17 protein-coding genes are annotated in these 21704 nt (G+C 59.5%); 11 read left to right on the top strand and 6 right to left on the bottom strand.

What is annotated here, in order from left to right; translation table 11 throughout:
- Window positions 1–28 precede the first annotated feature (28 nt).
- Window positions 29–601, top strand: a complete 573-nt coding sequence (locus tag HDE79_RS01010) for a lipocalin-like domain-containing protein (RefSeq protein ID WP_184600068.1) — start codon at window positions 29–31, stop codon at window positions 599–601.
- 13 nt (window positions 602–614) lie between these two features.
- Entirely contained in the window at window positions 615–2426 is a 1812-nt protein-coding gene (locus HDE79_RS01005) for a DUF885 domain-containing protein (RefSeq protein WP_184600067.1), read from the top strand.
- A gap of 115 nt (window positions 2427–2541) precedes the next feature.
- On the opposite strand, the gene HDE79_RS01000 is transcribed toward HDE79_RS01005, so the two are convergent.
- From HDE79_RS01000 to HDE79_RS00990, 3 genes are all read right to left on the bottom strand, one after another.
- A complete protein-coding gene (locus HDE79_RS01000; protein ID WP_255488201.1) occupies window positions 2542–3531 on the bottom strand; it encodes a glycoside hydrolase family 6 protein in 990 nt (329 codons plus the stop codon).
- 156 nt (window positions 3532–3687) lie between these two features.
- A complete protein-coding gene (locus tag HDE79_RS00995) occupies window positions 3688–5745 on the bottom strand; it encodes a phospholipase C, phosphocholine-specific (RefSeq protein WP_184600065.1) in 2058 nt (685 codons plus the stop codon).
- Between the two features lie 343 nt (window positions 5746–6088).
- Window positions 6089–7690: a CocE/NonD family hydrolase gene (locus HDE79_RS00990; RefSeq protein WP_184600064.1), complete on the bottom strand. Its 1602-nt coding sequence runs from the start codon at window positions 7688–7690 to the stop codon at window positions 6089–6091.
- 503 nt (window positions 7691–8193) lie between these two features.
- On the opposite strand from HDE79_RS00990, the gene HDE79_RS00985 reads away from it, so the two are divergent.
- The 3 genes from HDE79_RS00985 (at window position 8194) to HDE79_RS00975 (ending at window position 15105) form a co-directional block, all read left to right on the top strand.
- Window positions 8194–11514, top strand: a complete 3321-nt coding sequence (locus HDE79_RS00985) for a penicillin acylase family protein (RefSeq protein WP_184600063.1) — start codon at window positions 8194–8196, stop codon at window positions 11512–11514.
- Window positions 11515–11741: 227 nt separating this feature from the next.
- The gene (locus HDE79_RS00980; protein ID WP_184600062.1) at window positions 11742–13571 is read left to right on the top strand and encodes an alkaline phosphatase family protein; all 1830 of its coding nucleotides are present in this window, start codon (window positions 11742–11744) and stop codon (window positions 13569–13571) included.
- A 232-nt stretch (window positions 13572–13803) separates the two neighbouring features.
- Window positions 13804–15105, top strand: coding sequence for a DUF5690 family protein (locus tag HDE79_RS00975; protein WP_184600061.1), 1302 nt, complete (start codon window positions 13804–13806; stop codon window positions 15103–15105).
- A 44-nt stretch (window positions 15106–15149) separates the two neighbouring features.
- Here HDE79_RS00975 and phnN read toward each other — a convergent pair whose 3' ends face one another.
- From phnN to phnF, 3 genes are read right to left on the bottom strand one after another with little or no spacing between them, the layout of a single operon-like run.
- A complete protein-coding gene (gene phnN, locus HDE79_RS00970) occupies window positions 15150–15695 on the bottom strand; it encodes a phosphonate metabolism protein/1,5-bisphosphokinase (PRPP-forming) PhnN (protein WP_184600060.1) in 546 nt (181 codons plus the stop codon).
- Window positions 15692–16360 (bottom strand): DUF1045 domain-containing protein, encoded by a 669-nt coding sequence (locus HDE79_RS00965; protein ID WP_184600059.1) that lies wholly within the window; start codon window positions 16358–16360, stop codon window positions 15692–15694. The genes phnN and HDE79_RS00965 overlap by 4 nt, the downstream gene beginning before the upstream one ends.
- Window positions 16360–17091 (bottom strand): phosphonate metabolism transcriptional regulator PhnF, encoded by a 732-nt coding sequence (phnF, locus tag HDE79_RS00960; RefSeq protein ID WP_184600058.1) that lies wholly within the window; start codon window positions 17089–17091, stop codon window positions 16360–16362. The genes HDE79_RS00965 and phnF overlap by 1 nt, the downstream gene beginning before the upstream one ends.
- A gap of 131 nt (window positions 17092–17222) precedes the next feature.
- Between phnF and phnG the strand changes: the two genes are divergently transcribed.
- From phnG to phnL, 6 genes are read left to right on the top strand one after another with little or no spacing between them, the layout of a single operon-like run.
- The gene (phnG, locus tag HDE79_RS00955) at window positions 17223–17672 is read left to right on the top strand and encodes a phosphonate C-P lyase system protein PhnG (protein ID WP_184600057.1); all 450 of its coding nucleotides are present in this window, start codon (window positions 17223–17225) and stop codon (window positions 17670–17672) included.
- Window positions 17672–18247: a phosphonate C-P lyase system protein PhnH gene (gene phnH / locus HDE79_RS00950; RefSeq protein WP_184600056.1), complete on the top strand. Its 576-nt coding sequence runs from the start codon at window positions 17672–17674 to the stop codon at window positions 18245–18247. The genes phnG and phnH overlap by 1 nt, the downstream gene beginning before the upstream one ends.
- A complete protein-coding gene (locus HDE79_RS00945; protein WP_184600055.1) occupies window positions 18248–19348 on the top strand; it encodes a carbon-phosphorus lyase complex subunit PhnI in 1101 nt (366 codons plus the stop codon).
- Complete coding sequence (locus tag HDE79_RS00940; protein WP_184600054.1) at window positions 19345–20184, top strand: alpha-D-ribose 1-methylphosphonate 5-phosphate C-P-lyase PhnJ; 840 nt, start codon at window positions 19345–19347, stop codon at window positions 20182–20184. Before HDE79_RS00945 ends, HDE79_RS00940 begins: the two co-directional genes overlap by 4 nt.
- Window positions 20181–20951 (top strand): phosphonate C-P lyase system protein PhnK, encoded by a 771-nt coding sequence (gene phnK, locus HDE79_RS00935; RefSeq protein WP_184600053.1) that lies wholly within the window; start codon window positions 20181–20183, stop codon window positions 20949–20951. Before HDE79_RS00940 ends, phnK begins: the two co-directional genes overlap by 4 nt.
- Window positions 20948–21700: a phosphonate C-P lyase system protein PhnL gene (gene phnL, locus HDE79_RS00930; protein WP_221439976.1), complete on the top strand. Its 753-nt coding sequence runs from the start codon at window positions 20948–20950 to the stop codon at window positions 21698–21700. The genes phnK and phnL overlap by 4 nt, the downstream gene beginning before the upstream one ends.
- Window positions 21701–21704: the final 4 nt, after the last annotated feature.

The raw sequence follows: 21704 nt of genomic DNA, 5'->3' as shown, positions 1-21704 counted from the left end.
TTTTGCACTATGTAACGGAGCACGCCGAATGCGTTTCTTGTCAGGACTTTTGTTATCGACGTTGTTCGCCAGCTTTATCGCTACCGCGGCGGATAACGGCAACACGACACCATCACTTGCAGGCACCTGGACCCTTAAGGCGGCATACGACCTGCACAAGGACGGCAACAAGACCTTTGGCTTCGGATCGCAACCCAAGGGCATTTTGGTGATCGCTACGGGGGGCAGCTATTCCCTGCAAGTCTTCCGTAGCAATGAGGCGACCTTCGCTACCGACGAGAAGGGAGTGCGCAAGGAATTCAAGCCTTCCGAGCTTGCCAGCACGCACTATGGCCACGTCAGCCTCGATCCTGCAGCGCACACCATTACCTTTCGCATCGATCTGTCCTACATCCAGCGCTGGAACGGAACCGTGCAAGTCCGGCCTTACATCTTGTCCGGCGACGAACTGAGCTATCAGGTGCCAGCCCAGCCTGGCAGCGACAGCGTCGCCGTGTCCGTATGGCAACGCGTTGAAAATCAGCCGATGCCACAGTCACAAGCCTCGTGGAAACAAGAGCCATTGCAGCGTCGGCTTGTAACGGACGCTGAGAAACCTTGATTTGGAGAATACGATGAAGGTCGAACGATGGTCGGTATTCGCCGTCTTTTTAAGCTGCGTGGTTTGCATCGTGCCGGTACAGGCCGCAGATGCAGACGTATCGCAGCGGGTGAAGGAACTCGATGCGCTGCTGGCTGAACAGTGGCAGCACCAACTGGAAACAAATCCGGAATCCGCCACTGTCCTTGGCGATCTGCGTTACAACGACCGCTGGAGTGATGCCTCGCTGGCACACGTGCAAAGCGAGCGCAAAGTAACGGTGGATTTCCTCAAGCGCTTCGAGGCGATCGATACCGCCGGTTTCCCGGAAGAAGAGAAACTCAACCAGCAGTTGATGGTGCGACAACTGAAGGAAAATCTGCGTGGTGTTGATCTGAAATTGTACGAAATGCCGCTGGATTACCATCACGGCGTGCAGCTGCAATTGCCCGGCTTGATCAGCTCGATTCCGTTCGACAGCACCAGGGAATACGAAGATTACCTGGCTCGCCTTAAGGCGATTCCTAGCGTGCTGGAGCAGACCACGGAAGTTGCGCGGCAAGGTATGCGCGACGGCTTGATGCCGCCGCAGTTTCTGCTGGAAAAAGTGGCCGTGCAGATCGACGGCATCGCCAAGCCAGCCGGTGCCGACAGCGCCTTCGCCAGTCCACTGCAGCATTTTCCAGATAGCGTGTCGGCGGTCGATCGAAAGCGTCTGCGTGACGCGATCATCGCCGCAATCGACAACGATGTGCGGCCTGCTTATCGCAAGCTGGGTGAATTCGTAACGACGGATTATGCGCCGCATGGGCGCAGCCAGCCGGGTATATGGCAGCTGCCCAAGGGTGACGAGATTTATCGCTTCGACGTCGAGCAGATGACCACCACCAGGCAAACCCCCGAGCAGATTTATGCGCTCGGATTGTCCGAGGTGAAGCGCATCGAAACGGAGATGACGGTCATAGCGAGAGCGCAGGGTTACCGCGACCTGGCCAGCTTTCGCGCGGCACTGAAGAGCGATCCGAAAGTACATGCCAAATCGCGCCAGGACATTCTCGACCGCTATCGCGGCTTCATTGCGCAGATGCAGCCACAGTTACCCAAACTATTCAGCTTGCTGCCCCGGACTCAGCTCCAGGTGGTGCCGGTCGAGGCCTGGCGCGAAAAAGGGTTCCAGATCGCTTCGTATCAACAGGGCACGCCGGATGGTTCGCGGCCGGGCCAGCTCATCGTCAACACCGGCGACTTCGCCAACCGCACCACGGTGGATATGGAATCGGTGGCGTATCACGAAGGCATCCCCGGTCATCACCTGCAGCTTTCGATCGCGCAGACACTGCCCGGATTGCCGCCGTTTCGCCAGCAAGCGGATTACACCGCCTACATCGAAGGCTGGGCGCTGTATGCCGAACGCCTCGGCAAGGACATCGGCTTCTACAAGGATCCGCTGTCCGACTATGGCCGTCTAACCGGTGAGCTGTGGCGCGCCGATCGCCTGGTGCTGGATACCGGCGTGCACTATAAACACTGGACGCGCCAGCAGATGGTGGATTTTTTCCGCGCCCATTCGAGCGTGGATGAATCAGATATCCAGTCCGAGACCGACCGTTACATCACCTGGCCGGGCCAGGCACTGGCCTACAAGGTCGGTCAGCTGAAAATGCTCGAACTGCGCGAGCGGGCGAAAAAGGCACTCGGCGATCGGTTTGATATCCGGGCTTTCCACGATCAGATCCTGAGTGGCGGCGCACTGCCACTGGATGTGCTCGAGACACGTATCGATGCGTGGATTGCTGCAGTGAGGAGTGGTGCCGTTCCGACACGTCCGGTGATGGCGTCGCCATAGAACGTCTGTCTGTTACTTGCCCAACTGCTTGGGTAAGCACGGTGCTGTCGTGTCCGCGCTTTTCCGAGTCACTCAGAAGTAGAGGTGACCGATGGCTGAGTCATTTTCTTTACATTCAACGTCCATCGATCAGCCGATTGGCCAACTCTGGGCTAAAGACTCCGGCGCGTATCGTCGGGGCAATTCCGCAGGCACCATCGGAATTGCCAGGCGCCTTGATCCACGCAAGCAGCACGTCATTGGAAACGTAACCCGTCCGAATGCCGATTTTACTCCCGGCGGGATTGCACCACTGGCCAATCGACCCATTACCGTTTCGGCTCGTGTCGATGATGACGGATTTTCTATAGCCGAATAATTTTCCCAATTCGACGTTCACTGCATTGGCATAAGCCAGTGATCGATCGGTGTTATAGAAATTCGATACGTTCAATGAGAATCCTTTCGCGTCGCTTATATCCGCCGCATGCAGGCGCTGCGCCATGACGTCCGCGGCAATCCAGTGCGCATTTCCCGCATCGAGATAGATGTCTGCCGCCGGCGCGTTATGGCGAAGCTGCGATACCGCATAATGCAGCAGGTCGAGTCGCGTATTCCGTCTCTCATCGGTCTTGAAACAACCGAGTTGGGCAAGCGAGTCGGGCTCGATCACAACGATGGCTTTCTTTCCGCCAATGCCACGCGATAACGCATTGATCCAGTCACGATACGACGATGCGCTGGCGGCACCGCCGGCCGAATCCCCTCCACAGTCACGGTCGGGAATGTTGTAGGTCACAAGGATAGGCATCTGATGCACTTCGTCAGCCGCATCCACGAATGCTTCGACCGCCTTGCGCGTATCGCCGCTCCAGTTGCCAAACCAGCGGGCCATGGGTACGTCGGCAATGAATTCCTTGATCCGTGTGGCCTGCGGGTCTCCGGGATGGCTAAGCGCCCATCTGGCAGGAGCTGAATCAGGATCAACGTAAAAGTCGGTTGCGGCGCAGGTTCGTTGAACACTGAAAAGAATCAGCGCAGCCAGGAGAAAAAGTTGCCAGGCACCAAATTTTGAGTGCAAATCGCGCAGGCACGCGACCGCAGTGGTCCACTTGTTGCGATTCATTTGCCTAAGTCTCGAAGGGCGGCAACGCCTGCCTGAGATGTTTGTGAGATTTCATCGCACCTTGCCTTGCTTGCAAGTGTATCTGCGCAAGGACAAGTCGAGGCAGCCCATCAAGACTCGGCACGGGCTGCCTCGGCACCTGATGTTTCTGCTCACTCAATGCGGCGGTTCGGTGGTACTGCTCAAGCCGTTTTCCATATGGCCGGCCAGACGCCGTGACCAGTTGCTCAGTCCGGAAACGGTCGCTTTGAGGTCATACCAGTTGGCGTTGCTGCCGAGGTTCCAGGTATCGCTCACGCTACCGCCGGCTTTCACCGTATAGATGCGCACATCTTCGGTGTTGTAGCCGTTAGTGACCGTCATCGTGCAACTACTTGTGCCCGCATTCGTCATGGTCAACTGAATGCTGTTGCCGGTGGGGTTATAGGTGATCTTTGTTTCGGGCATCACCGAAGCCGACTTGGCGCTGCCCTGCCAATGACGCATGAAGCCATTCGGTCCATGCACTTCCAGTGCGTAGGTGCCACTGGTAAAGACGCTGCCATTCCAGTAATCGGAGACGCTGTCGGCGGCTCCCACGGTGTAAGTCCAGGGGCCTGAGTAGCTGCTGCGATTGAATGCGTAGACCTGAAAGACCGCGCCAACCGTGCCGTTGTTGATGAAATTGATGTCGAACTGATTTGCCGAGATGTTGATGCTGCCTTGAGCATCCAAAATGTACGGGAGCGCACACGCCGGATAGGTGCCCGATTCGCCCGTCGGCATGGTCTGCGTGGTCGGCACCGTCGGGGCGGGTAGCGTGGAGCATTCCGTGCTCGACTGTGAAACGTAGTTCGCGGTCGAAGGTAGACTCGGCCAGGTTGTATTGTCGCCACTGAAATTGAATGCCGAGGTGAGATCGCCGCAGACTGCACGGCGCCATGCGCTGATGTTGGGCTCGGTGACACCGAAACGCTGCTCGAGAAATTGCAATACCGAGGTATGGTCGAACACCTGCGAACATACCCGGCCACCGTAAGTCCACGGTGAAATGATGATCATCGGTACGCGGAAGCCGAGGCCGATCGGCGAGGAGCTGATAGTGCCACCCGACTCGTTGACCGTGGTGAGTTCGCCCGCCGTGCTGACCGTGGACAGACCGCCTTGAATGCTCGAAGGCGGACACGGCGGCGGGATGTGATCGAAGAAGCCACCGTTCTCGTCGTAATTGAGGATGAAGACAGTGTTGGCGTATACGCTGGGATTGGAAGCCAGCGCGGCGATCAGTTGCGCGCTGAGGTTTTCACCATCCGGCGGCTGGTAGCTTGGATGCTCCGATAACGTGCTCGGTGCGACGATCCACGATACCTGCGGCAAGGTGTTGTTGGTGACGTCGCTCTGGAAGGCCGTCACGATGTTCGAAACCGTAGCCATGCCCTGATCGTAGAGCGCCGATCCGGATGCGGCGTTCTTGAAGTTGGCGAACCACGCCAACGCGTTGTCGTCGAAATTGTCGGTTTCCTGATAAACCTTCCAGCTGACGCCGGCCGACTGCAGCCGCTCGGCATAAGTGGTCCAGGTCCAGCCCGAGCTGGATTCGGTGTCGTCCAGTACCGGCGTTTGACCGACCGAGAGACCGTTGCTGCCAGTGAACAAGAACAGGCGATTCGGATTGGTGTCGGTCAGGACGGAGCAGAAGTACTGGTCGCAGATAGTGAAGCTGTCGGCCAGCGCGTAGTAGAAAGGCAGGTCGTTGCGATCATAGAACCCCATACCCATGCCTGCCGAGCGGGCCGTGTTCCACGCGTTGAACTTGCCGCCGTTGACCATTTCCGTATCGACAGTAAAGCCCATCGACGACGCGCCGACGCAGGTCGCGCTGGTCGTCGTCGTATCCATATGGAACGGCAGCATGTAACCCGCGGCGTTGCCGGTGTACGGTTGGTGCCACACGTTATTCGCGGTCAACGTGGTACTGGGCAGCGGCGGCGGCACGGGATCGTTCAAGCCGCGCACACCGGGTCGGCTGCCGTAGTAGTGATCGAACGAACGGTTTTCCTGCATGAAGATCACGACGTGTTGCACGTCATTGATGGTGCCGGTCACCTTGGCTGCAGGTGTCGCCAATGCCTCACGTATGGCCGGTGGCAACATGGACATGACCGTCAGCCCACCGGCTGCCCCTGCCGTCATTTTCAGAAACCGCCGCCGCTTGATATCGTCGATATCGCTCACATCAGCTCTCCAGGTTGGGTTAACCGCTGCCGCGTTCCAGCTTACGGGTAGCACAACGCAAAGACGTTTCAGGCGATTGCCAATGGCGTCACAAGCTGCAGACAAGAAACAGACCCCTCCGCCTGGTTGTCTAGTGCCGATGCGTCTTCTCCGGTTGAGAAGAGGCTTGTATAAAGCAGTGGCACTCGTCAGAGCGAGTGCTATGCGTGAGATTGTTCTGCAAACAAATTTCGGACTGTAGCGATCCGCAGCTTCGCTATCAGTCTTTGAAATGATCCCTAGCGGCAGAGCAAGAAGCTGCCCTGCCGCGTGTTGCCAAGGAGCCGGCTGAATGGGCTCTACTTCAATGCAATGAAACCGTCAGCGTCGAAGGCGATGCTGCCGAAGAGCCGAAAGTGACATGGCTGTTTAGCGGTGTGACACCGGCATAACGCAGATCCGCAGTATCGATGACCAACGCCAGTTGCCGACCCGCATCGATTTCCCAGTTTGTCGCTTCCAGATTCATGTCGATGATCTGCGGCACACCCGGTGTTGCATTGAGAAGGGTGTAAGGCTTTTGGCTAATCAACTCGCCCAGTCCCGTCCACGGATCGACGCTGTAGAGATAGGCAACCAGCGTGAGCTGTGGAGTACTCGGGGTTACCGTGATTTGCAGCGACGGCAGTCCGATGACATTCTGGGTTCGGGTAAAGACCGGTCCCGTCCAGACGGCGGCGTTCGCGCGAAAAATCGTAGCCAGCTCGACCGCTGGAGGCAGCTGCAAGTAGCCTGTCAGCACACCGCTGAGCATTGCCACACCCGACGTCGCAGTAGTCGGATACCCACCAATAATGCCGTACTGCCAGCTGTTGCTGGCACTGGATGACAAGCTACCCGTGGGGAAAAGAGCACCGCTTGGCTGGGTCAGGTTATAAGTGACTGCACCTTGCTGTACTGCATTCCAGTTGGCGTAGCTGCTCCATATATTGGTCTGTGACTTGAGCTGCACCGGTGGCTGGGTATTGACGCCGTTGTCCACACCCTTCAAGTAGTGATCGAACCAGTTCGTTGCCGCGGCATACACTTCATTGGGCAGGCCCACTGCGCCGAGCTCTTCAGCCGTCGCATGATCGCCGTGCGAAAACATGATCATCTTCGGTACCGTAAGCTGGTTATAGAAACTGATCAGCTGGCTCGGCACAAACAGACTGTCCTCGAAATCGTTGGCCAGAAAGACCGCCGGATGATTCGTATTGAGCTGAGCGATCATGCTTGACGGGTCACGTATCGCCGCAACCGGCAGCACGGTCTGAATGGCTCCTTCGAAATTGCCGGCCAGAACGTCCTGGTTCATCTGCTGCACCAACGGTCCGGGCTTGCCAAGGTAACTGTCCAGTGACAGCACCCCAATACCCTGCGCGCTCGGTGTCTGATTGGCATCGAGCGAGGCCCCAAGGTTGGCCCAGCCGCTCATCGCAGCCACTGCCTTGATGCGTGGGTCATGCTCGGCAGCGAGAAGGCCCGTTCCCGCGCCGTAGGAAATGCCCGAGACACCAATGTTGTTCGGATCAGCCGGGGTATGGGCTAGCGCCCAATCGATGACCGTGCTGACGTCACCTACGGTGAGCGGCCCGGCGATATCGATATATCCACACGATGGGTTAATCCCACAAAACGTATCAAAGCCGCGCGAACTATAGCTAACCACGATGTAACCATCGTTGGCCAATACATTGGCCTGTCCGACGTACTCGATGTACGAAATCCCCCAACTGGAGGGCATCACGATCAATGGAAATGGCCCGCTTCCATGACCCGTTGGAACAGAAACATATGCACCCAGCTGAAAACCATCCGGTGTCGCAATCAATTGGATGGAACCGGGAAGTGTCTGAGCCGATGTTGGCAAAACCATCGTCATGGCCAGCACGAACAGGGTGAACAAGCTTGCGAATTTGCGCATACCATTCTCCGTTGATTTGCGTGAGGCACTACCATTTCAATCGAACATGCCAACTACGCGATAGGGATCTCACCCACCATACGGCTGGCGAACAAGTACATGTGCGCACCATTGAATGGGTTGATCGTGGTGCACTTTAAGTGACGCCGAGCACAGCAGCGCATGGCATCTTCAATTGACCTAATTAGTCCCAATAACGCGACACACACCGCGCTCATGCTGCGCTGCAAGGCAACACCTTCGATAGAACTGGCAAGCCAGTTTCAGCAATAGCGGCAGTGTCGGCGGTCAGATTCTGAATCGACCCGATTTGTCCTCACGCATACCCACCCTTGGCGATTCATCATGAGAGGGGAGACATGCCGCTTGGCGCATCGTTCGGGAATGCGTTGAGAAAAAGCCAAGATTCATGTCGGCGCCGGGGAACACGATGCCATATCGCGCTTCGCCGGAAACGATTTCCATGCACCAACCATGGCATGGACTCTGGCGGGGAGACGGTAATGAACAAACGCAGTCTTATTGGCGGCATGGTGTTGCTGCTGGCCTTGTCCACCAACAGCTTCGGCTCACCGCAAAGCAGTTCTTCGGGCGACGGCAACAGCATCTACTTGAACATCGCCGTCCCCGGCAGCAATGGCAATTCGGCGGGTGGCGTCGGCCTGCCGGTAGCGGGCACACCCGCTGTCTATCCCTGGTACTACAACGACCAGGCCACGCTCTACGGCGATCTCAGCTACGCACAGCAAGGTCTGACGACGACACCGTGCGCGCCACCTACAAATATCTCGCAGCACGTCGCATCCTCGAATCAGGGCTGCAACTATTTCAAGCACGACGGCTTGACCCCGGACACGGTGACTTCCACCGAGACCCTGACCACCAGCTACGGCGGCACGGTTACCATTCAACGCGATGGCTGGGGCGTGCCCTTCATCACCGCCAGCAATCGCCAGGACTCCATGTTCGGTGTCGGCTATGCTGCCGCCGAAGATCGTCTATGGATGCTCGACATCTTGCGCCATTTCGGTCGCGGCCAGCTCAGCCAGTTCCTTGGGCCGGCGCCGGAGTTCTACCAGTATGACGCCGCCATAACGAACACTGCCGGCTATAGCGAGAACGAACTGACGCAGATGGTCAACCAGGTTCCGGCCAAATTCGGCAACCTCGGTGTAATGATGTTGCAGGACGTCGATGGGTACGTTGCCGGGATCAACGCCTATATCTCGACACTCTGGATCTTCGGCAAGAACTTTTCGAAAATTCCACCGGAATACGCGGAACTCAAGAACGGTGGGTTTCCACCCGCGGCCTTTACTCGCAACGACGTCGTCGCCTCGGTCACTTTACTTCAGTCCATCTTCGCCGTCGGCGGCGGTGGTGAAGTCGCCAATGAAAGCTTCTTGCAGCAACTGGATCCCACCGTCACCTCCGGCAACCTGAATCTACCGGTGGCCGCCTGTCAAATGTGGCGCGACCTGCGCCATGCCAACGACCCACAGGCCACGCGCACCGTCAGCGCACGCTTTCAGGAATCTCCCGCCACCCTCAATGAAGCTTGCCCGCAGACCCTGCCGGCAGGTACCGCCATCTGGGACGTGGGCAGTTACCAGGTTTTTGATACTTACGACGCCAACGGCGTCAACGAGAATTTACCACCGACTCCCACCACGGTCGTGGCAAGTGCGAATAACGCCAGCCGAACGCTTCTGGCGCATATGCTGCTTGACGACGGCCGACAAGGTGGCAACAGCGCCGGTGAAAACATCAAGACCCTTGCCCAGCTGCTGGTCAGCTCGAAGAGCAAGCCCACGGCAGCGACGCCAGCGCGCCAATCTCCGTTCGGCAAACATCCGCAGGTCCAGCTTGCGATGGGCCCCTACACAAAGCTGCACAATGCCCTGAGCAACATGGGCATGCCGCTTAGCATGTCCAACTGGATGGCAGTGACGGCAGCCAATACCGTCGATGGTCACCCCATCGGCGTGATGGGGCCGCAGATAGGTTACTTTCAACCTCACCTGATCTGGGAATTCGCGGTGCACTCCACCGGCGGCACACCGACGGACTTTGATGGCCGCGGCATGGGCGTCGTCGGCATCCCTTACGCGCTGATCGGCCGTGGCGTGGACTATGCCTGGAGCGCGACCTCCAACGACAGCGATATCGTCGATACCCGCGTCTCCAAAATGTGCAACATGAATGGCTCGACGCCTTCGTTGAAGCTGGTGAATGGCTTCCCCAGCGCTGACGGCTATCTGTACGACCTGGGTGACGGCAAGGGACCGTCGTGTCGCCGTTTCTACGAGCGCACCGATAGCTGGACGGCGACGCCGACACTGGCTTCCGATGCTTCCGGCGGCTCGCTGTTGCCGCAGGCGGTGCATCGCTACATTCTGCGTACCCACTACGGGCCGGTGTTCGCTACCGCCACGGTCAATGGCGCGCCGGTGGCCATCTCGCTGCAACGCTCGAACTTTTTCGGTGAGCTGGATGGCACGGCCATGTTCGCACTCGTTTCGACGCCGACAGTGAACGGGGCGAGCAGTTTCCAGCATCTGATGAACGGCTATACCGGCACTTTCAATTGGCTCTACGTCGACAAGAAAGATGTCGGCTACATCGCCACCGGTCTGCTGCCGGTCCGCGATCCGGGACAGTCGCCGGAACTGCCCTCCTGGGGCGATGGCCGTTTTGAATGGGCCGGCGATAGCAGCTACCTGCGAAATAACCCCGGCTACTTCAGCAGCGCCGGTGGTGACGTACCTTTCCCTAGCCGCACGGTGCCGGTCGCGAAGAACGGCGGCCCACTCAACGGTGGCTACTACGAGTGGCAGAACTACCTGACCTACGCCCAGCATCCCCAGGTGGTGAATCCACCCGAGGGTTTCATCACCAGCTGGAACAACTCGCCGGCGACCGGCTGGTGGGCGGCGGACGATCACTACAATTGGGCCGCGATCCATCGCATCGACATTGAGCCAGTCCGCTTTCAGAACTTCCTCGCCACGGGCAAGAAATTCAATTTTGCCAATGTCGAGGAAATCATGGCCGACGCCGGCTATGTCGACCTACGCGGTCAGGAACTGCTGCCGCTGTTACTGCAGATCATGCAGCAGGGTTCGCTTAACACTGACGAGATGCAAGCCGGTGCATTAATGCGGAACTGGCTGGCCGGCGTTGCCTCCGACGGCATCACCTTGAATGGCAGCTCGAATGCCTGGATCAACGGCAATCCGGGTCTCGGTGCCTGGCGCCGTTCGCGTACCCTCGGTACCGCTGGCAAAACCACCTACGACAATCAGCCCGCCGTGGTACTGATGGATGCCTGGTATCTGCATCTGATGACCACGGTAACCTCGCAGCTCAACGCGCTTGATCCTTATAAGGACGCCGCATCACTCAGCGGTGGCTGCGTCAGCAGTGTGCTGCTCTGTCGCCAGGACGCTCCACGTGCACAAGGTTCCGCCTACGAGTATGGCTGGTACCAGCCGATGTACCGGATGTTGCAAATGGCGCTCAACACCCCTGGCCATAGCAACTACCAAACGCTTAAATGCGCCGGCACCGGTCTGCTGACTGATTGCCGCAATGCTGTACTTGCTGCGCTGGATAGCGCCATCAGCGATCTCGGCGGCATCTCGAACATGGCCAATTGGAACGGCACCCAGTTACCCAACATGGCCGGCGACAGCAATGCCACGGTGGAAACCTACGACGAGATCGCGCCAACCGATTTCAGTGCGTTGCCTGCCCAGCCCATGCCATGGGAAAACCGGCCGAGTTACCAGCAAGTCATCGAGGTGCAAAGCGGGCGCCAATAGCCTTGGGGAAATGCGAGCAGCTAACCATTCGACACCAAATCTCTGCGCGCCGTTGACCTGGCGACAGCGCGCAGTCGACTGGCGTTTGCACTTGGCTGATGCAGCGCTCAGTCGAAGTAATTCATCACCATACATGGCAGTTGAATTGTCCAGGAACCGTCATCTGCGCGTAGTGCAAAGCTTTCAGATTAAGTCGTCCAATGATGGGCGCCTACAGATGATTGACCATGAAGAAATGGCATGGAACGGCTCTGCGTGCAGCACTGTTGGTCATTACGGCGTATCCGATCAGCGTTATTGCTGCAGCAGCGCCAACAACTTACTCCGGTGTCAATCTGCTGGTTGATGGCGACGGCGAAGCCGCTGCATGCACCCCGGACTGGGAAGCGGTCACGACTGTTCCTGGTTGGACCGTACTTCAGGGCAATCCGAGCGCGGTGTGTTACTCGGTCGGTGATTTCACTACACCCAGCACGCCGGCGCGCGGCAACGCCTTCATCGCTGCGGGCCCCTACGGCAACTCAGCGTTGACTCAAACCGTCGATGTATCGATGGCCAGTGCGGCTATCGATGCCGGTACGACGACTTACACGCTCTCCGGCTGGCTGGGTGGCTATGAGTATTACGGCGCGTACACCCAAGTAAGCGCGACTTTTCTTGATGCGAATGGCCTGCCGTTGGGATCAGCAGCGCAGATGCCCACGGTGACCGCGTCTCAACGCAATTACAGCAACGCTTTTCTGGCGCGTTCGATCAGCAACACGCTGCCCAAAGGCACCCGTTCGATCATGGTGTTGGTGCAGTTTCTCGACTCGCCCGATGACTCCTACAACGACAGTTATGCCGACAATCTGTCACTGACCCTGTCGACGCCCGTACCCGCACCGGTTCTGACCGCGCCGGTGTCTACGGTGCCTAAGTATGACCATGTGTTTTTGGTCATGATGGAGAACACCAGCTTCGATCAAGTCATCGGCGATACGACCGATGCGCCCTTTATGAACAGCTTGGCCAATCGCGGCACGTTGTTGATGGGTTACAGCGGAACCTACCATCCCAGTGATCAAAACTACCTGGCCATCGCGGGCGGCAGCAATTTCGACGAAGGAGCCATTTATTACCCGAACATCCATGTCACTACGGCAAATCTTGGCGACAGCCTCGAAGCCGTCGGCAAGACCTGGAAAGGCTATGGGCAGGGCATGGGTACTCCGTGCAACACGACCAATACGTACGACTCGGAATTCGAAGCCGATGAGCTTCCGTTCATCAATTTCACCGACATCAGCAACAATTTACCGCGCTGCCAAGTCCATCTTTTTGATACGACGCAACTGACCAGTGACCTGCAATCCGCAGCCACTACGCCGAACTTTGCGTGGTTGGCGGCAGACGACTACTACGATGGCGAAGCACCCGGCGACGGATCGTCGTTGAGCTTGCAGGTACAAGACGGATGGTTGAAGCAGACACTGCAACCGATCTTCAACTCTCCCGCATGGACCAGCCAGCGTTCGCTGCTTGTCCTTACCTGGGATGAGTCCTCGGACCCTTTGGCGTTTCCTGAGCTGGGCAATCACATTGCAACGATTCTGGTGGACTCGCAGGGCCTGGTACGGCCAGGTTATGGAAGCTCCGTGAGTTACAACCACTTCAGCACGGGCCGCACCATCGAGCAGGCGTTGGGACTCCCTGCGTTTACCGCCAACGACGCCTACGCTACGCCGATCAATGATGCGTTCGCACCAGCAACACCCACGTCGACCACACCAACCTTGACTGCCACGATATCGACGGTGCCGCAGGGTGCAAACATCGTATTCAACTATTCGGCGACTAGCGCCACGTCAAGCGCGACCAATTGGGTGGGAATCTATAGCGCTGGTGATACACCGGGATCTGAAGCCTCGGTCGTCTGGCAAGCCGTTCCCACGGCCAATGGCAACGTCGCTTTCAACACGTCAAGTCTGTCGCCGGGCAATTACACCGCCTATTTCTTGTACAACAACGGTTACAGCAGCCTGGCCGGCCCAGTCAATTTCAGCGTGTCACACTGATGGGTGACTCGGCATAGGCATGCTCCCCTGCCTCTGTGTCCAACGGGGGAGATAAGGTGTTTTCCAGACACGCTTGAGTAGCGTTTCTGCAATGCGCGAGCTCGCCTTTTGGCATGCAGGGTCGTGATGTTTGCTCCGTAGAGCGCCAGATCCTGGCTCCGGCCTAGACATCGCCACGACGCTGTCATGTGGCAGCCACAACATGCTCGGCATTCTGTCGAGGGTTGTCTGCATGCGCGTCGCCTCCTGGCTTTCTGGCCAATATCGTCATCGGATGGCGATCAATCTGCTCGCCGGCGGCGCTGCGTTCCTGGCCTATGCCTCGATGTATGCGTTCCGCAAGCCGTTCACGGCAGCCGAATTTACCGGCCTGCATTTCGCCGGCGTCGATTACAAGGTGTGGCTGGTCATCGCCCAGGTCTTCGGTTACATGCTCAGCAAGGTTCGGGGCATTACCTGGATCGCCGAGATGCAGCGGCAGAATCGTGCCCGCGCGCTGGCCGGATTGATCGGCTTTTCCTGGCTGGCGCTGCTTGGCTTTGCGCTGATTCCGGCACCGTGGAATATCGCCTGCCTGTTTCTCAACGGATTGCCGCTGGGCATGGTGTGGGGCGTGATATTCGGTTACATCGAGGGCCGGCGCGGCACTGAGCTGATGGGTGCCTTCATGTGCGCCAGCTTTATCGTCGCGTCCGGAGTGGTGAAAACCGTGGGCAAATACCTCATGGTGAGGTACGGAGTCAGCGAGTTCTGGATGCCTTTTGTCACGGGCCTGGTGTTCGTGCCACCACTCTGCCTCGCTACCTGGATGCTCGAACGTTTGCCTGCACCCAGTGCCGAGGATATGGCCGCTCGCAGCGCGCGCATGCCGATGGATGCGAAGAGCCGCAGCGCGTTTCTGGCGCGTTTTCTACCTGCTGTGGTCATGATCGTGATGGCGTACGTCGCACTCACCGTGATGCGCGATTTTCGCGACAATTTCGCGGCCGAGATCTGGGCCGACCTTGGCCGTGGTAACAGCGCGGCGGTATTCACACAGACCGAAGTACCGATCGCGATCGCCGTGTTGTTGATCACCGCCTGCACGATGGCCGTACGCGATAATTTCAAGGCATTGATGCTCAACCACGTGATGATTTTCGGCGGCTTCGCCATTGCGTTGATCACCACCTGGCTGCACGGCATGGGGCTGATCGATCCGGTGTGGTGGGTCGGTGGCAGCGGTTTTGGCCTGTACCTCGCTTACGTGCCGTACAACTGCACGTTTTTCGAACGCATGCTGGCGAGTTTCCAGGTGGCCGGCAACGTCGGTTTCATCATGTATATCTCCGATGCCAGTGGGTATATGGGCAGCGTCGCCATCATTCTGTTCAAGGAATTCAGCGGCGTGCATCTGTCGTGGGCCGCGTTCTATGCCAGTACCGTGGTTGCGCTGTCGAGCATCGGCATGCTGATTACCCTCAGTTCGGCCTTCTATTTCAAGGCCAAGACCCGGCGTGCCGATATGCCAGCCGTGATGCCGACACTCGCCTGAGTCATCGCATCCAGGGACCTCGTCAACAACGTCGCCTTCTCGACTCAGTGCGGTTGCGTTATGGCTTTCAATAAGGTGGCGCCGGCGTCGGCGAGGCTGCCGTCGTTGTGGATAACCAGCGCACCAGGTGGCGCCTGATAGGCATCGCGGCGCGCCAGCCGTTGGGCAATATCCGCATCGCTCTCACGACCGCGCGCCGCAAGACGCGCAGCGATGGTTTCGCGACTGGCAGTGATCACCACCGACTGCAACGAAGGAAAGCGTTCACGTGCCTGCGGATAGGCATCGCGCGAACCGTTCACCAATACCTTGGCGCCGCGTTCCAGCCAGTGCTGGATTTCGCGGCCAATGCCGTAGTGCAGCCCATGCGCTTGCCAGGTCAGCGCGAACAGACCGCGCGCTGCACGCAGCAGAAACTCCGCCTCGCTCAGCGCCACATGATTTTCGCCGCCGGCATGCGCCGGTCGGGTGATGTAGCGGTGTGCACAAAGCATGTCGTGCGAAACACCATGCGCACGGACCCAGGCAAGCACGCTGTCCTTGCCTGCGCCCGATGGACCCATCACGTAATACAAGCGTCCTTCATTCACCTCGTGTGCTCCATGCCCGACGCGATCAACGGAATCCGTTCGAGCAACTCGAACGCTGCACCTGGCGTGGCTTCACGACAGATCGACAACGCATCGATTCGCGTCGGCGGCAGCGCGGCCACACGCGATTCAAACCACTGGCACATCGCCTGCTCTTCAGGCTCGCTTGCAGGCGCGGACAAGGTCAGGTGAAAACGATAGCGATCGAGCACGTAGGGGTAGCCATGTTTTTGCAGCAAGGCGAGTTCATCCGCATCGAGACCGGCACTGCGGCGCTGCAACGCCTCGCCCGCCAGCGGTGCGCACAAGGGTTTCAATACGTCGAGGCAAACCGCGGCCAGCGCGCGTTCCTGACCGCCGTCCATAGTCGGGCGCAGCACAAGAAAGTCAGCCAGCCGATCGAGTCGCAATGACAATTCGAACGACCCGAAGACGTGCGCCAGCGCCGTCACGGCGCAACGCACATCGTCATGGGTAACGCCCACTACCGGCGTGAACGGTGCGCGGATCGTCGCGTGCCAACCGTAACGGCGTACATCGGCCAGCAAGGCATCCCGACGCTCCGTACTGACACCCGGCAGACGGCTCGATGCCGTTAGCCAGTCATGACCCAGGCGCCCCAGTGCAGTGTCGGCGGCGGGGCAGTAGTAAATCGCGTAGCGCATCAATCGTCCGCCATCAAGACGAGCTGCACCCAGTCGCCGGAGAAGCGGGTGATGCCGTACTGCACTGGCACGCCACGCGGATCGGCGTTGATCGACTGCACATGCAGCACGGGTCGCCCCGGCGGTTGCTTCATCAGTCGTGCCGTCGTGGCTTCGGGCAAGCGCGCGGAGACACGTGTGTGCTTGCGCATGTAGTCGTTGATGCCGAACTCATTCAGGGTCTTGGTGACCGACCGTGTGCGCCGATACACCGCCGGCAGGCCGGGAAAGCGTGCCGCCGGGAAGTACGCCGTGCTGTGGTCGACGATGTGTCCGTCGGCATGACTCAGGGTATCGATGCGGTAGACATATTCGTTGCGCCCCAGGCCCAGCGCCTCGGCCACCTGCGTCGGCGGAATCTCGCGTGCGTCCTCCAGAAACTCAATTTCCGTGTCGACATTGAGGTTGCGCATGTTCTGGGTGAAGCGGGTGCGCCGGCTGATCGCGTAGTCCAGCGTCTGTTCCTGTACGAAGGTGCCGCGCCCCTGCTCGGTGCGCACGAGATTGCGCTGTTCCAATGCAGCCATGGCTCGGCGCACGGTGTGCCGGTTGACCTCGAAACGGGTCGCCAGCTCCTGCGCTGATGGCAGCATCTCGCCCTGCCGCAACCGGCCCTTGAGAATGTCTTCAGCCAGGATGTCGCCAATCTGGCTCCATAGCGCCACCCCGCGTCCGCGCTCTATTTCGCTCATACGACCTCGCTCACCTGTCTATTCACCGTCATGGCAGCGGCACGCTGATCTGCTGGAATGCACTGCAACGGGACTCCGCGTCCCGGTCTGTATAGATAACTAGACAATTGTGACAAGCCTAGGAACGAACCATGGACACCCCCACCCACCTGGCGCGCGCGCAATGGATGTCATTGCTGGCACAAGCCGAACCGGCCGAACTGGCGACAGCCATGGAAGCGTTCGCGCCTCCCGTCGATGCCACCACCTGGCTGCGCCCACCGCAGACCGGCCTGTACATGCTGCGCGGCCGTGTCGGTGGCACCGGTCCGCAGTTCAATCTCGGCGAGGTCAGCGTGACCCGCTGTAGCGTGCAAATCGGTGAACGGATCGGTCATGCATGGGTGCGCGGCAGTAACAGTCGTCACGCCGAACTGGCCGCCTGTGCCGATGCCTTGATGCAGGATGCCGAGCAAGCCCCGCGCTTGCAGGCACAGGTCGTGGAGCCCCTGCGTCAATCCCTGAACCGGCGTCGCGAGGCTGCCAGTCGCAAGGCCGCTGCCAGCAAGGTGGAATTCTTTACGGTGGTGCGGGGCGAATGATGCTTGCCGCCTTCACCCATCCCGTATTCGACAGCCAGCGCAACTTTCGCGAATTGCTGCAGGCCATGGCCCGCCCCATCGCTCCACGCGCCATGCCTGTATTGGCACCGGCGCCGGCGCCGATCCTGCCGGCGAGCATGGCTGCCTTGCTCACCCTGTGCGATGCCGACACGACCCTTTGGCTGCAACAGTCCAATGATGCGGTGGCAACGCATTTGCGCTTCCACGCCGGCGTCCGGCTGGTGCAGGACCCTGCCGATGCGGATTTCGCACTGATCACCGAACCGGCGTCGATGCCACCGTTGACGATGTTTGCCCATGGCGATCTGCGCTATCCGGACCGTTCGGCCACGCTGATCATCCAAGTCGATGGCTTTCGCGGTAACGCCGGCAAGCGCTTCGCTGGCCCCGGTATCCGCGATGTCGAACAGCTGTTGATCGAAGGCTTGCCAGGCGAGTTCTGGCAGCAGCGCGCTGCGATGAGCGCACAGCTGCCATTAGGCGTCGATCTGATCTTTATCTCAGGCCAGCGCATGGCCGCGCTGCCACGCACGACCCGTGTTTTGGAGGATTGAATGTACGTTGCCGTGAAAGGTGGCGAGCAGGCCATTACCCGCTCACTGCAATTGCTCGCCGAAGCACGTCGTGGCGATCTGACCGTACCCGAATTGTCGCTGGATCAGATCCGCGAACAACTGCGACTGGGCGTTGCCCGCGTCATGCAGGAAGGCTCCCTGTACGACGAAGAGCTCGCTGCGCTGGCAATGCGCCAGGCTGCCGGCGACATGCTTGAGGCGATTTTTCTGTTGCGCGCCTATCGCACCACGCTGCCTCGATTTGGTTACACCCAGCCGCTGGATACCAATGCGATGCGCGTACGTCGTCGCGTCTCCGGCACCTTCAAAGATGTCCCTGGCGGCCAGGTGCTCGGCCCGACCTACGACTACACCCAGCGCCTGCTTGAGTTCGAATCGACTGCGCCGACCAGCCCGCTGCAGGCCGAGGCACCGCTGCCAGACACCATGCCACGCGTGCTTGATCTTCTCGATGCCGAAGCATTGATCGAACGCATCGATGCCGGCGTCGATCCCGAACCCATCGACCTCACCCGTGAACCGTTGATGTTTCCGGCCGATCGCGCCACCCGCCTGCAAAACCTCGCGCGCGGTGACGAGGGGTTTCTGCTGGGCATGGCCTATTCCACCCAGCGTGGGTATGCCGAGAGCCATCCTTTCGCCGGCGAAATCCGCATGGGCGAAGTCGACGTTGTGATCTGCCCGGAAGAACTTGGCTTCGCCATCGAGATCGGCTCGATCACTTTGACCGAGTGCCAGATGATCAATCAGTTTCATGGCGGCAACGGCTTGCCGCCGCAGTTCACTCGCGGCTATGGCCTGTGCATGGGCGAAGGCGAACGCAAGGCGATGTCGATGGCACTGGTCGACCGTACACTGCGTTGCGACGAGCTCGGCGAACCTGCGTATGCGCCCGCGCAAAACCAGGAGTTCGTGTTGTCGCATTCGGATAGCGTGGAGGCCTCCGGCTTCGTGCAGCACCTGAAACTGCCGCACTACGTGGACTTTCAGGCCGAGTTGTCGCTGCTGCGCACGCTGAGCAAACAACACGCCCAGCACCTCAAAGCCGAGGAAACAGCGACGCAGGAGACCTCGTCATGACGTCGAACTACAACTTTGCCTTCCTCGATGAGAACACCAAGCGCATGTTGCGCCGCGCCCTGCTCAAGGCGGTGGCCATTCCCGGCTATCAGGTGCCGTTCGGCAGCCGCGAAATGCCACTGCCGTATGGCTGGGGCACCGGCGGCATCCAGCTCACGGCAGCGCTGTTGGGACCGGACGACGTACTGAAGGTGATCGACCAGGGCGCCGACGACACCACCAATGCGGTGAATATCCGCCGCTTTTTTGCCCGCGTGGCCGGAGTGGCAACCACCGAGCGCACGACGGAGGCGAGCGTGATCCAGACCCGCCACCGCATTCCTGAAACACCGCTGCGGGAAGATCAGATCCTGGTGTTCCAGGTACCCGAGCCGGAACCGCTGCGCACACTGGAACCACGCGAGGCCGAAACCCGCACCCTGCATGCGCTGGCCGACTACGGATTGATGCACGTGAAGTTGTACGAAGACATCGCCCAGTACGGGCACATTGCCACCAGCTACGACTATCCCGTGCTGGTCGATGGCCGCTTTCTCACTTCGCCGTCGCCGATCCCGAAGTTCGACAATCCCAAGCTCGACCACTCGCCAGCGCTGATGCTGTTTGGCGCAGGTCGTGAGAAGCGGCTGTATGCAATTCCGCCATACACGAAGGTCGAAAGCCTTGCCTTTGACGATCATCCATTCGAGATCCAGCGCTGGGAGCACCAGTGCGAACTGTGCGGCTCGGATGAAAGCTATCTGGATGAGGTGGTCGTGGACGATCGTGGCGCGCGCATGTTCGTCTGCTCCGACACCGATTACTGCGGCCAGCGTCGCACGGAGCATGCCGCATGAGCGCCCTGCTGCAAGTACGTGGCTTGAGCCATCACTACGGTCAGCGTATCGGCTGTCAGGACGTGAGCTTCGATCTTCATCCAGGCGAGTTGCTTTGCATCGTCGGCGAGTCGGGCTCAGGTAAATCGACCCTGCTCAAGACTGCCGCGGCACAACTCGCTCCAAGTTCGGGTTCAGTGCGCTACCACCAGCGCGATGGCGACTGGCTGGATCTGGAGGAACTGAGCGAGGCCAACCGCCGGCGCCTGGCTCGCGAGGAATGGGGGTTCGTTACCCAGAATCCTCGCGATGGCCTGCGCCTCAACGTCAGCGCCGGTGCCAACGTGGCCGAACGACTAATGGCCATGGGCATGCGCAATTACGGTCAGCTGCGCGATATCGCCAAAGGCTGGCTGGAACGGGTCGAGATCGATCCGGCGCGGATCGACGATGCGCCGACGGCCTTCTCCGGCGGCATGCAACAACGCCTGCAGATCGCCCGCACCCTGGTCACCCAGCCACGATTGGTGTTCATGGATGAGCCGACAGCGGGCCTCGATGTGTCGGTGCAGGCACGCATTCTCGACCTGCTGCGTCGGCTGGTGAATGAACTCGGGTTGGCTGCAGTGATGGTCACCCATGATCTCGCCGTGGCGCGTCTGCTGGCCGCACGTACGATGGTGATGCAAGGCGGCCGCGTCGTCGAAACCGGGCTCACCGATCAGATTCTCGACGACCCGCAGCACCCCTATACCCAATTGCTCGTTTCCTCGGTGCTGACCACATGACCGCTTCTGCCATGACCGCCTCCGCCATCGCCGCGCCTCTTGTCACTGCTTTCGCCTCGCCCATGCTCGAACTACGCGGCCTGGGCAAATCGTTCGAACTGCATCATCAGCATGGCGCCCGTCTCGATGTGCTCGATGATGTCGAGCTGACCCTGCACGCCGGCGAATGCGTGGTGCTGTCAGGCCCCTCCGGCGCGGGCAAAAGCAGCTTGCTGCGCGTGATCTATGCGAACTATCGGCCAAGCCGTGGCGCGGTTCGCGTGCGTCACGACGGCGACTGGCTCGATCTCGCCGAGGCCACACCGCATCAAGTGCTAGAGGTACGTCGGCGCACGCTGGGCTACGTCAGCCAGTTTTTACGGGTCATTCCGCGTGTGCCGGCGCTGGACATCGTTGCCGAACCGCTGATCGAAGCGGGTTTGTCCATGCCCGAAGCGCGGCAACGTGCCGGCGCACTGTTGCATCGGCTGAATGTTCCCGAGCGCCTATGGCGATTGCCGCCTGGCACGTTCTCTGGCGGCGAACAGCAGCGCGTGAACATCGCCCGCGGCCTGATCGTGTCGCGCCCACTACTGCTGCTGGATGAGCCGACGGCCTCGCTTGACGCGGACAACCGCAGCGTCGTCGCCGAACTGCTGGAAGAGGCGCGCGTGGCCGGCTCCGCGGTACTCGGCATTTTCCACGACGAGGACATGCGCGACCGCGTCGCAACGCGCCTGTTTCCCATGCATCCTCTCCAGATCGCCTGATCTC

Source organism: Rhodanobacter sp. MP1X3, from assembly GCF_014207165.1.
Lineage (GTDB): Bacteria > Pseudomonadota > Gammaproteobacteria > Xanthomonadales > Rhodanobacteraceae > Rhodanobacter.
This window is presented reverse-complemented; position numbering and strand designations above follow the sequence as displayed.

Coding starts and splice junctions, on each gene's coding strand:
- HDE79_RS01010 (WP_184600068.1), top strand. CDS start 29: ATGCGTTTCTTGTCAGGACTTTTGTTATCGACGTTGTTCGCCAGCTTT.
- HDE79_RS01005 (WP_184600067.1), top strand. CDS start 615: ATGAAGGTCGAACGATGGTCGGTATTCGCCGTCTTTTTAAGCTGCGTG.
- HDE79_RS01000 (WP_255488201.1), bottom strand. CDS start 3,531: ATGAATCGCAACAAGTGGACCACTGCGGTCGCGTGCCTGCGCGATTTG.
- HDE79_RS00990 (WP_184600064.1), bottom strand. CDS start 7,690: ATGCGCAAATTCGCAAGCTTGTTCACCCTGTTCGTGCTGGCCATGACG.
- HDE79_RS00985 (WP_184600063.1), top strand. CDS start 8,194: ATGAACAAACGCAGTCTTATTGGCGGCATGGTGTTGCTGCTGGCCTTG.
- HDE79_RS00980 (WP_184600062.1), top strand. CDS start 11,742: ATGAAGAAATGGCATGGAACGGCTCTGCGTGCAGCACTGTTGGTCATT.
- HDE79_RS00975 (WP_184600061.1), top strand. CDS start 13,804: ATGCGCGTCGCCTCCTGGCTTTCTGGCCAATATCGTCATCGGATGGCG.
- HDE79_RS00965 (WP_184600059.1), bottom strand. CDS start 16,360: ATGCGCTACGCGATTTACTACTGCCCCGCCGCCGACACTGCACTGGGG.
- phnF (WP_184600058.1), bottom strand. CDS start 17,091: ATGAGCGAAATAGAGCGCGGACGCGGGGTGGCGCTATGGAGCCAGATT.
- phnG (WP_184600057.1), top strand. CDS start 17,223: ATGGACACCCCCACCCACCTGGCGCGCGCGCAATGGATGTCATTGCTG.
- phnH (WP_184600056.1), top strand. CDS start 17,672: ATGCTTGCCGCCTTCACCCATCCCGTATTCGACAGCCAGCGCAACTTT.
- HDE79_RS00945 (WP_184600055.1), top strand. CDS start 18,248: ATGTACGTTGCCGTGAAAGGTGGCGAGCAGGCCATTACCCGCTCACTG.
- HDE79_RS00940 (WP_184600054.1), top strand. CDS start 19,345: ATGACGTCGAACTACAACTTTGCCTTCCTCGATGAGAACACCAAGCGC.
- phnK (WP_184600053.1), top strand. CDS start 20,181: ATGAGCGCCCTGCTGCAAGTACGTGGCTTGAGCCATCACTACGGTCAG.
- phnL (WP_221439976.1), top strand. CDS start 20,948: ATGACCGCTTCTGCCATGACCGCCTCCGCCATCGCCGCGCCTCTTGTC.